Below are 10,730 nucleotides of genomic sequence, written 5' to 3'. Positions count from 1 at the left end.
GATGATCACGTTCTCCTTGAGGCCGACCAGCGAGTCGCTGCGCGAGTTGATCGCAGCGTCGGTCAGCACCCGGCGTTGACAGGCAGGACACATTCGCGCAACCTGATACCGCTCCCACCCCTGAGGCAGGTGCGATCCGTGAAGGCAGCGCTGCATCCGGGCCGATTGCTGGCTCGCAGATACCGACTTCTGGACCAGATCGGCGCCGGTGGCATGTCGGTCATCTGGCGTGCCCGGGACGAGGTACTGGACCGGGTGGTCGCGCTCAAGGTGCTCGCCCCGTCACTCGCCGCGGACGCGCGGTTCCGAGGAATGGTGCGCGAGGAGGCACGGGCCGCCGCCCAGTTGGTGCACCCGCACCTGACCTCCGTGCACGACTACGGCGAGACGGTCGACCCGGACGGCTCGATCACCTCGTTCGTGGTGATGGAGCTGCTCAGCGGCGAGGAGTTGAAGCTTCGGCTCACCGAGGGGCCGCTGCCGTGGACCGAGGCGGTCCAGGTGGGGGCGCAGGTGGCGGACGCCCTGGCGGCCGCGCACCGGCTCGGCATCGTGCACCGGGACATCACCCCGGCCAACGTGATGATGACCGGGACGGGCGTCAAGGTGCTCGACTTCGGCATCGCCACCCGGATCGGCGCGCCCGACGAGGACGAGGACGGCGAGACCTTCGGCACCCCGGCGTACGTCGCCCCGGAACGTCTCGACGGCGCGCCGGCCCAGCCGTCCACCGACGTGTACTCGCTCGGCGTGCTGCTGCACGAGGCGCTCACCGGCCGGGTTCCGTATCCGGCGGACACCTGGGAACAGCTCAGCGCCGCGCTGGCCAGTGGTCCGCCGCCGACGCTGGCCGATCTACCGGACCTGCCCGCGCCGGTGGTCGAGATCTGCCTGCGCAGCCTCGCCCGGAATCCGGCCGACCGACCCACCGCCCGGCAGGTCGCCACCGCGCTCCGCGACCATTCGCTGCCCGCCGAGCCCCCGACGGCGACCATCCGGGTGCCCACCCAGCCCCTGCCACCGCAGTCGCCCACCGTCGCGACGGCCAGCGTCCCGGCGGCGGCGCGACTGGATGGAGCCGCCTCGTACGGCGGAGCCTCCTCCAACGCGGGCGAGCCGACGACCGGGTCGAGCTGGTCGCGGCGGCGACTGGTGGTGCTGCTGGCGGTGCTGGCCGTCGGGGTGACAGTGGCCGGGGTGGCGCTGTTGCCCGAACAGCAGCCGACCCGCCGGGCACAGCCCTCCGCCGGGCCGGTGACGACCCCGTCGACCGACCCGCCGACCCCCCAGCCGTCCACGCCGATCACGTCCACCCCGCCGACCCCGACGCCCTCGACGAAGCCGCCCACCTCGAACCCGGGCACCCTCACCGAGGTCGCGAACCGGGTCGACGGGTTGATCGGCACCGGGCTGAGCGCCGGCGAGATCCGCGACGACGTGGCCCTCGACCTGCGCAACGAGCTGCGCAACCTGACCGTCGCGGTCAGCTCCGGCCGCGAAGAGCTGGCACCGCCGGTGGCCCGGCTGCGCGCCAAGGTCGCCGTCCGTCTCGGCGAGGGCGGCATCAGCCCGGCGTACGCCTCCCGGCTCGACGCCGCCATCGCCGAGCTGGGGGCGACCGGGGCCTGACCCGGCGACACCGGTGGGTCAGCGCACCGGCACCCGGGCCGGCTCACGGACGTCGTGCCGGCCGAGGGCAAAGCGCCGATAGACCTCGGCGTAGCCGCTCGCCATCCGCTCGGCCGAGAAGTTCCGGGCCACGTGCGCCACGCACTCCTCCGGGTCGAGTCGCTCCGCCGCGAGCAACGCCGCGGGTAGCTCCTCCGACCGCTCGACGACGAGCCCGGTCAGCCCCGGCCGCACCAGCTCCGGCACCGCACCCCGGTTGAGCGCCACCACCGGCGTGCCGGTGGCCATCGCCTCCAGCATCACCATGCCGAACGGCTCGTCCCACTGGATCGGCATGATCAGGCACCGCGCGTCGACGAGCATCCGCAGCGTCGTCGCGCGGTCCGCGTTGAGCACCACTGTCACGTCGTCGTCGACCATCGGCGCGACGACCTGCTCGTAGTAGCGGCGCTCGGCCGGCTCGTTGCACTTGCCGGCCAACAGCAGCGGCAGTCCGGCCGCCCGGCACGCCCGAATGGCGGTGTCCGGGCCCTTGTCCGGACTGAACCGGGCCAACCACAGCACCGGCCCCGCGCCGGGCGTGTGCTTGCGCGGGAAACCGCGGATGTCGAGCGCGTTGTGCACGGTGCCGGCCCAGGGCAGGTTCGGGTTCAGCCGGCGCTGGGCGTGCGAGATGGCCACCAGTGCCACGCCCGCGTCGATGTCGCTCAGCACGTCGCCGTACTCCCCCACGGGGTTGCCGTGCACTGTCGCGACCGTCGGCACGGCCCGACGGCCGGCGACCAGCGGACCGATAGTGGTGTGGTCGTGGATCACGTCGAAGTCGGCCGGGCTGATCAGCCGATTCACCCGGGCCAGGTGTGCCAGCTCGGGCAGTGACTCGCCGAGCCGCTCGTACTGGACCTCGGCCACTGTGGAGACGAAGCCGTCGGCCGCTGTGCCGTGGTCATCTCCGGCGCCGAACAGGGTCACCGAGTGCCCCTGCCCGCAGAGCGCGTCGACCAGGGCGGCGACGACCTGTTCAAGGCCGCCGTAGCCGGGCGGCGGCACTGACAACCACGGCGGAACCACCATCGCGATGCGCAACGACCGCTCCTCGGGGCGTCCCGCAGGCGGGTGGTTCACGGCCACGAGTCCTCCCCGTTGCTCCCCGGTACGGCGGCGCCGCTGGTCGGCGGCGGTTTCCCGGTGGCGTCCGAGGTAAACCGGACATGGCGGACGACGATCACCCGCCCACCAGGAGCTGGTCGTGGACCACCCGCACCCCGGGCGCGGACCACGCCACCCGTTCGACCTGGTCGCGTTCCCACCAGGAACGGACCACCCCGGCGAGGACCAGCGTGTCGCCGTCCACCTCGACGGTCACCCGCTCGCCGCCGAGCGTGCGCAGCAGCGCCCGCTGGACGTCCCGCCGCAGCCGCTCGGCGTCCGGTGGCGCCGAGGGTCGTACCTCGATCAGGTTGGTGATTCCCCGCACGCCGTCGAGCCGGCGCACCTCACCCTCGGCGGCCCGCCGCTGCCACCCGAACTCGACCTCGCCGCGCAGCATCAGCCAGCCGTTGGCCACTGTCACGTCCAGCCGTTCGGCGGGCACGAAGCTGTCCCACTCCAGGGCGCGGGTGGCGGCGTCGGCGATCTCGGCGTCGGTACGCCCCGGGGTGCCGGGCAGCCGCACCTCCATCTCGTCGGCCACCGCCCGTACGCCGCGAACCCGCTGTGCGCACCGGGTCGCCGCCCAGCCGCGAGCGGCACCGTCCACGAACCCGGTCAGGGTGACCACGCCCTGGTCGACTGTCACCCCGATCTCGTTCGGTTGCAGTTGGGGGTCCCAGGCCAGCTCGGCCAGGACGTCGCGTTGGATCCGCTGGTCCTCGCGGACACCCACCACCTCGGTCATGGCACTCCACCCCCGGTTCCGGTCGTCGCCCTCCGAACCTGCCGGGCGGACGGGTGACGGCGGTTCACCCGATCCGGGTGAACCGCTGTCCGGGCGTAAAGAAGCAGAAGGCCGAGGCGGACGGCAAGGGCGGCATCTTCGCCCGCGCCGAGCAGGTCGCCATCGCGTACAGCGAGGCGCTGGAGACCCCGGGCGGGCCCGGCCTGGCGCTGCGCGCCCAGCACGTGGTCTTCGACCGGCTGGTCTACCGCAAGCTGCGCGCCGCGCTCGGCGGACGGTGCCGGGACGCGATCTCCGGCGGCGCGCCACTCGGCGCCCGGCTCGGCCACTTCTTCCGGGGCATCGGCGTGACGGTGCTGGAGGGCTACGGCCTCACTGAGACGTCGCCCGCCGCCGCCGCGAACCTGCCCAGCGGCACCCGGATGGGCAGCGTCGGCCGTCCGCTGCCCGGCGTGACGGTGCGGATCGAGGACGACGGCGAGATCCTGATCTCCGGCGAGCTGATCTTCCAGGGTTACTGGCGCAACGAGGCCGCGACGACCGAGACGATCAGCACCGACGGCTGGTTCCGCACCGGCGACCTGGGCCAGCTCGACTCCGACGGCTACCTGAGCATCACCGGCCGCAAGAAGGAGCTGATCGTCACCGCCGGCGGCAAGAACGTCGCCCCGGCGGTGCTCGAGGACCTGGTCCGCGCGCACCCGTTGATCAGCCAGTGCGTCGTGGTCGGTGACGCCAAGCCGTTCATCGCGGCGCTGGTCACCGTCGACGAGGAGGCGCTGCCGGCCTGGTTGGAGAACGCCGGGTTGCCCCTCGACACCACCGTCGAGCAACTGCGCGAGCACGAGGGCCTCCGCAAGGAGATCCAGGCCGCGGTCGACGCCGCGAACCAGGCCGTGTCGAAGGCCGAGGCGATCAAGGTGTTCCGGGTCCTGCCCCACGACTTCACCGAGGCGACCGGCGAGCTGACCCCGTCGCTCAAGGTCAAGCGCCAGGTTGTCCACAAGACGTACGCGGCGGAGATCGCCGATATCTACCGAGGCTGACTACCATCCGTCACGTGCCCGCATCCACAGCCACCGCCCCGCACCCGCATCCCCTCGCCGCGGCCGCCCGCGTGGTGATGCTGGCGCTGGTCGCCATCCTGACCCTGTTCGCCACCCGCGACGTCACCCAGCTGTGGTGGATCGCGCTGCTGGCGGTGGCCGGGCTGCCGTCGCTGCTGGCACCGCAGCACCGGCTGGTCGGCCCGTTGAGCCGGGTGGCCGAGGTGGTGGTGCTGGGGCTGGCCGCGAGCCACGTCGCCGCGGTGGCGTCCATCGGTGGCACCGTCGACGGCCTGGGCGCCTCGGCGGTGCTGCCGTACCTGGCGGTCCCGGTGACCGTCACCGCGCTGCGCCGCCGCTTCCCGGAGGGTGCCGCGCTGCTCGTGGTCACCGCCGCCACCCTGCTGCTCAGCGGCGCGCTGACCCGGGTCGACGGTGGTCTTCAGCTCGGCCAGCCGGGTTACCTCGCGGTCTGCGCGCAGTGGCTGATCCTGGCGGCGTTGGGGCTCTACGCCGCCGGCACGCTGCACCGGGTGATGGCGGTCCGCGGTGAGGGCAAACCCCAGCCGTACGCCGAGGCGACCCGGCTGCTGACCCAACTGCGGACGGTGGCCCGGCAACTGCCCGGAGCGACCCTGGACCCCGGCGGCATCTCCGAGCACCTGCTGGAGGAGCTGCGGACGGTGGCCCGCGCGGACCGGGGCGCGGTGTTGTCGGCCAGCGGCGGCGGTCGCCTCGTGGTGCTCGCCCAGGCCGGCGTCGACCGGGTGGACTGGGAGACGACGCTGGACGCGGACTCGGCGATCGCCGACGCCTGGGCCACCCAGCAGGCCACCACGGCCGCCCGGTCGCAGTCCCGCTCGCACCGCGGCGGCGACGTGTCCGCGCTGATCATTCCGCTGGTCGCCGGGGTGCGCACGGTGGGGCTCGTGGTGCTGGAGGCCGACGCCACGCAGGCGTACCCACCACCGGTGGTGTCCCGGGTGACCGCGCTGACCCGCCCGGCCGCGCTGCGGCTGGAGGCGGCGCTGCTCTTCGACGAGGTGCGCTCGCTGGCCACCAACGAGGAGCGGCAGCGGCTGGCCCGGGAGATCCACGACGGGGTGGCCCAGGAACTGGTGATGGTCGGCTACGGCATCGACAACGCCCTGGCCACCGTCTTCGACGACGCCGACGAGACCGCCGAAGCCCTGCGTACGCTGCGCGGCGAGGTCACCCGGGTGATCCAGGAGCTGCGGCTGAGCCTCTTCGAGCTGCGCAGCGAGGTGGACCGGCAGGGTGGGTTGGCCGCGGCGATCGCCGAGTACGCGCGCACCGTGGGCGCGTCCGGCGGGCTGCGGGTGCACCTCTCGCTGGACGAGTCCACCGCCCGGCTGCCGGCCGCCACCGAAGCCGAGTTGCTGCGCATCGCGCAGGAGGCGGTGACCAACGCGCGCAAGCACGCCGGGGCGTCGAATTTGTGGGTCACGTGCGAGATCGACCCCCCGTACGCGCAAATAGAAGTGTCGGATGACGGTCAGGGGATGGCTGACCAGCGCCCGGACGGACGGTACGGTCTTGCGATCATGGCCGAGAGGGCGGAACGTATCCGGGGCCGGTTGGAGATCAGGCCGCGGCAACCCAGCGGCACGACCGTGGCGGTGGTTCTCGGCACCTCGGCCCGGCGCGATAACGTGCGCGGCAGCGCAGCACCAGAAGGGGAGTAACCCGAGGATGACCACAAGTCCGATACCGGCCACCCGTACCAAGGTCCTCCTTGTCGACGATCATGACCTGATTCGCAAGGGTTTGCGGCACGCCTTCGAGCGCGACCGCCAGTTCGAGGTCGTCGGTGAGGCGGCCACGGCGGCGGAGGGAGTACGCCAGGCCGGCGCCTTGCAGCCGGACGTGGTGATCATGGATCTGCGGCTGCCCGACGGCAGCGGCCTGGAGGCCACCCGCGCACTGCGTAAGTCCAGCGCGTCGATGGGCATCGTGGTCCTGACCATGTACGCCGGCGACGACCAGCTCTTCGGTGCCCTGGAGGCCGGCGCGAGCGCCTTCGTGCCGAAGACCGCCCCGGCCGACGAGGTGGTGGCTGCCGCACGGCACGCCGCCTCCTCCCCCAGCGCGTTCACCGCAGCCGACCTGGCCGAGGCGATGAAGCGCCGGCTCGCCCCGTCCGGCCCGCAGTTGTCTCCCCGGGAGGGGCAGGTGCTGCGGCTGCTCGCGGACGGCATGAGCGTGGCGGGCATCGCCAAGCAGCTGTTCGTCAGCGAGTCCACGGCGAAGACGCACATCTCGAAGCTCTACGAGAAGCTCGGCGCGGCCAACCGGGCGCAGGCCCTGATGACCGCGCTGCGGCTGGGCCTGCTCGAGGCACCGGACGCGCCGAAGTTCTGACCTGCCTCCCGCTCGTCGAGCGGGACGACGCGACCGACGGTCCGCGCCAGCTTCTGCCGGCGCGGACCGTCGCGCATCGACCGACGTCGGCGGGCAACCTTCGGCGCGCTATGGTCTGGCGTGCGTGGCGGGTGCACAATACCCGCGCGGGCGATGATGCTCGCGTCGCGGATTCGAGGGGTGAAACGCATGCAGCGGCCGGACTGGGCACCCGACACCATCGACATCGAGCGCCCGAGCGTCGCGCGGATGTACGACTACTACCTCGGCGGCTCGCACAACTTCGCCGCCGACCGGGCCGCGGCGCAGGCCATGGTCGCCGCGGTGCCCGAGGCGCCGTTGATGGCCCAGGCCAACCGGGCGTTCCTGCGCCGCGCCGTGCACCACCTCGCCGACGCCGGCATCCGACAGTTCCTGGACATCGGTTCGGGCATCCCGACGGTCGGCAACGTGCACGAGATCGCCCAGCAGCTCGACCCGCGGTCGCGAGTGGTCTATGTGGACGTCGACCCGGTGGCGGTGGCGCACAGCCGCGAGATCCTCGCCGGCAACGAGCAGGCCGCAGTCGTGCAGGAGGACCTGCGCAACCCGGAGGCGATCCTGGCCCATCCGGACGTCCACAAGCTGCTCGACCTGAGCCAACCGGTGGCCGTGATGATCGTGGCCGTCCTGCACTTCGTCCCCGACGACGACCGGCCGGCGGAGCTGCTGCGGACGCTGCGCGACGCGTTGGCGCCCGGCAGCTACCTGGTGCTGTCGCAGGCCAGCGACGACGGGCGCAGCGAGGACGAACGCGCCGAGGCGGAGCGGGTCTACCGGCGCACCGACAACCCGCTGTCGGTGCGCAGCCGCGCCGAGCTGACCGCGCTCTTCGACGGCTTCGAGCTGCTCGACCCCGGCGTGGTCTGGGTGCCCCAGTGGCGACCGGACACCCCGGAGAGCGCGGAGGACGCCGAGCGCGCGGTCTTCATGGGCGGCGTCGGGCGCCTCGGTGACTGAGTCGCCCGGGGCGGCCTCCCACCCGGGGACCTTCGCCCGGGCCTGGGCGAAGGCGGTCTCCGGCACCAGCTACCTACCGATGACCCAGGCCCAGTTGGAGTCCCTGCTGGACCGGCTCACCGGGCAACTGGCCGGGGCGTTGCTCACCGAGCCGTTCGACCTGCGTGCCGGGCACCGGGTCGGTGCCGAGTTGGTCGCCGCGCACATCGCTTCCGCCGAAGGGCTGGGTCGTACCGTCGAGGTCATCCAGCTCCGCCTGGTGCGCGACCTGGGCCTGGTGGCCGAGGACGTCGAGGACCGGATGGCCCGGCTGTTGGCGGCCGTGGCAACCGGCTACGCCCGCGCGCTGCGCGACCGGACGCTCGACGAGCAGGAGTCGATCCGCCGCGCCGCCATGCGTGCCCGTACCCAGGCCGAGCGGGCGCTGCGGGCCAGCGAGGCCCGTTTCCGGCATCAGGCCACCCACGACCCGTTGACCGCCCTGCCCAACCGGACGCTGTTCACCGAACGGCTCGCCGCCGCGCTCAACGAACCGGGCCGGGGCGCGCAGCGGGTCGGGGTGTGCTTCCTGGATCTGGACCGCTTCAAGGTGGTCAACGACACGCTGGGGCACCAGATCGGTGACCTGCTGCTGGCCACGGTGGCCGAGCGGCTGCGCAAGGCCATGGGTGAGCATCTGGTGGCCCGGCTCGGCGGCGACGAGTTCGTCATCCTGGTGGAAGGCACCGCAGGCACCGACAACATGGTGACGGTGGCCGAGACCGCGCTCGCCGCGGTAGGCACACCGGCCCTGGTCGACGGGCACGAGTTGCAGATCTCCGCGAGCATCGGCATCGTCGAGCGCCAGGTCGCCGGGGCCAACCCCACGGACCTGATGCGGGCCGCCGGCAGCACCCTGCACTGGGCGAAGTCCGCCGGTGGGGCACGCTGGGCGCTCTACGACGCCGAGCGCAACCAACGTGAACTGGCCCGCTACGCGCTCTCCGCGGCGATCCCGGCGGCGTTGGAGCGGGGCGAGTTCTACCTCGACTACCAGCCGCTGACCTCACTGCGCGACGGCAGCCTGGTCGGCGTGGAGGCGCTGGTCCGCTGGCGACACCCCGAGTTGGGGGTGCTGCGCCCGGACAGCTTCATCGGGTTGGCCGAGGAGACCGGCCTGATCGTCCAGCTGGGTGGTTGGGTGTTGGCCGAGGCGTGCCGCGAGGCCGAGGCGTGGTCGGCCGGGGGTGCCGCCGCGCCCTTCGTCAGCGTCAACCTGGCGGTACGGCAGGTGCACCGGCCCGGGTTGGTGCAGGAGGTCCGGGCGCTGCTGCGGCAGACCGGCCTGCCACCGGAGCGGCTCCAACTGGAGATCACCGAGAGCACGATGATGAGCACCGCCGAGGAGCCCGTCCGCGCCCTGCGGGTCCTTGCCGACCTCGGGGTACGCATCGCCATCGACGACTTCGGCACCGGCTACAGCAACCTGGCCTACCTGCGGGACCTGCCGGTGACCGAACTGAAGGTGGCCGGGGAGTTCGTGGCCGGCCTGCGGTCACCCTCCGTCGGCCGCACCGACGAGCGGATCCTCGCCTCCCTGGTCTCGCTGGCGCACGCGCTGGACCTGACCGTCACCGCCGAGGGGGTGGAGACCGCCGGGCAGGCCGAACGGCTACGCGCGATCGGCTGCGACGCGGCCCAGGGCTGGCACTTCGGCCGCCCGGCCCCCGCTGATCGCATCCTGGCCCGCATCCGCTGACCCTCGGGCCCGCCCACGCTCCACCCGTTCCCGCCCACTTCGCACACTGCGGCTCACCCTGCACCCATCACCCGCAGCTCGCCGGGCTCACCAGTGGGCGCTTCACAAAACTCGCAGGGGAGCAGCCGTGGCCAGGGGTCGAGCGAACGACGCGAGCGGACAGAACGGCCCGGACACTGCGTTGAGTGTGATGTCTGTGAGTCATCTTGATGACTCACAGACATCATGCTGATTCCGGCAAGGCACGGCAGGCCGCCGAGACTCGCCTGCGTGAGCCAACCCACCGCCAAAGTGGACGACGTCGCGGTTGGGCACCGCACCACGCGCCGCAGGGCAAGAGGTAGACACCGTCTACGGCGGCTGGTAGACAGTGTCTATGGACGCGGACGAGACAGGGCTGCGGGCTCGGTTGGTGGCCGTCGGGGTGGACCTTGTGCTGCGCGAGGGCCAGTCGGCGGTGTCGCTGCGGGAGATCGCCCGGCGCGCCGGGGTCTCGCACGGCGCACCGCGCCGCTACTTCCCCACCCACGTCGACCTGCTCTCCGCCATCGCCCGGGAGGGCTTCGCCGACCTCACCGCCCAGGTCGAGCGAACGTTGCGCGACGTCGATCCGGACCCCCGTACCCGATTGACCGCGCTGGCCCGGACGTACCTGGACTTCGCGGCGGCCCACCGCGGCATGTTCGAGCTGATGTTCCGCCACGACCTGCTGGACAGCGGCCGACTTCGGCTGCGCGAGACGAGCCTGCCGTTGTTCGCCATGCTGGCCGACCTGGTGGCGCAGGCACGCCGGCCCACCGACGCGCCCGCAGCGGTGCTGGCCGGCGCGCTCTGGGCGAACCTGCACGGCATCGCCCAACTCTGGGCCTGGGGCAGCCTGCCGCTGGCCACCGGCACCACCGACGACGATGCCCTGCTGCACGCCGCGTTGGACGCGCACCTCGGCCCGACGCCCGCCTGAAAACCGACCCGGAGGACACGTGCCCCTGCTGTTCGAGGTGAAATCGTGCATCCGCCTCAGCCGTCCGGGTCACTGTCG

The 10,730-nt window shown here is 72.6% G+C and carries 8 protein-coding genes and 1 pseudogene; 7 read left to right on the top strand and 2 right to left on the bottom strand.

The window, feature by feature from the left end; translation table 11 throughout:
- The first annotated feature begins 138 nt into the window (after positions 1-138).
- Entirely contained in the window at positions 139-1,629 is a 1,491-nt protein-coding gene (locus tag ABZ749_RS19215; protein ID WP_357229570.1) for a serine/threonine-protein kinase, read from the top strand.
- A gap of 18 nt (positions 1,630-1,647) precedes the next feature.
- On the opposite strand, the gene ABZ749_RS19210 is transcribed toward ABZ749_RS19215, so the two are convergent.
- Together ABZ749_RS19210 and ABZ749_RS19205 are read right to left on the bottom strand one after the other, a co-directional pair.
- Positions 1,648-2,703, bottom strand: coding sequence for a glycosyltransferase family 4 protein (locus ABZ749_RS19210; protein WP_357229574.1), 1,056 nt, complete (start codon positions 2,701-2,703; stop codon positions 1,648-1,650).
- A 151-nt stretch (positions 2,704-2,854) separates the two neighbouring features.
- Complete coding sequence (locus ABZ749_RS19205; RefSeq protein WP_357229568.1) at positions 2,855-3,526, bottom strand: BON domain-containing protein; 672 nt, start codon at positions 3,524-3,526, stop codon at positions 2,855-2,857.
- A gap of 101 nt (positions 3,527-3,627) precedes the next feature.
- On the opposite strand from ABZ749_RS19205, the pseudogene ABZ749_RS19200 reads away from it, so the two are divergent.
- The 6 genes and pseudogenes from ABZ749_RS19200 to ABZ749_RS19175 all read left to right on the top strand — a co-directional run.
- A pseudogene (locus ABZ749_RS19200) lies at positions 3,628-4,572 on the top strand (AMP-binding protein); the annotation flags it as partial.
- A 14-nt stretch (positions 4,573-4,586) separates the two neighbouring features.
- Positions 4,587-6,278, top strand: a complete 1,692-nt coding sequence (locus ABZ749_RS19195; RefSeq protein ID WP_357229566.1) for a GAF domain-containing sensor histidine kinase — start codon at positions 4,587-4,589, stop codon at positions 6,276-6,278.
- Between the two features lie 7 nt (positions 6,279-6,285).
- Complete coding sequence (locus ABZ749_RS19190) at positions 6,286-6,954, top strand: response regulator transcription factor (RefSeq protein ID WP_030337723.1); 669 nt, start codon at positions 6,286-6,288, stop codon at positions 6,952-6,954.
- Positions 6,955-7,143: 189 nt separating this feature from the next.
- Positions 7,144-7,953 carry an SAM-dependent methyltransferase gene (locus ABZ749_RS19185; protein ID WP_357229564.1) on the top strand — a complete coding sequence of 270 codons (810 nt, stop codon included), beginning with the start codon at positions 7,144-7,146 and terminating at the stop codon, positions 7,951-7,953.
- Positions 7,954-8,032: 79 nt separating this feature from the next.
- A complete protein-coding gene (locus ABZ749_RS19180; protein WP_357229572.1) occupies positions 8,033-9,691 on the top strand; it encodes a bifunctional diguanylate cyclase/phosphodiesterase in 1,659 nt (552 codons plus the stop codon).
- A 376-nt stretch (positions 9,692-10,067) separates the two neighbouring features.
- Entirely contained in the window at positions 10,068-10,652 is a 585-nt protein-coding gene (locus ABZ749_RS19175) for a TetR/AcrR family transcriptional regulator (RefSeq protein ID WP_357229562.1), read from the top strand.
- Positions 10,653-10,730 lie beyond the last annotated feature (78 nt).

The organism is Micromonospora sp. NPDC047753 (assembly GCF_040642735.1).
Taxonomy (GTDB): Bacteria; Actinomycetota; Actinomycetes; order Mycobacteriales; family Micromonosporaceae; genus Micromonospora.
The sequence above is the reverse complement of the archived record's forward strand: the minus strand, read 5'-3'. Positions and strand labels throughout refer to the sequence as shown.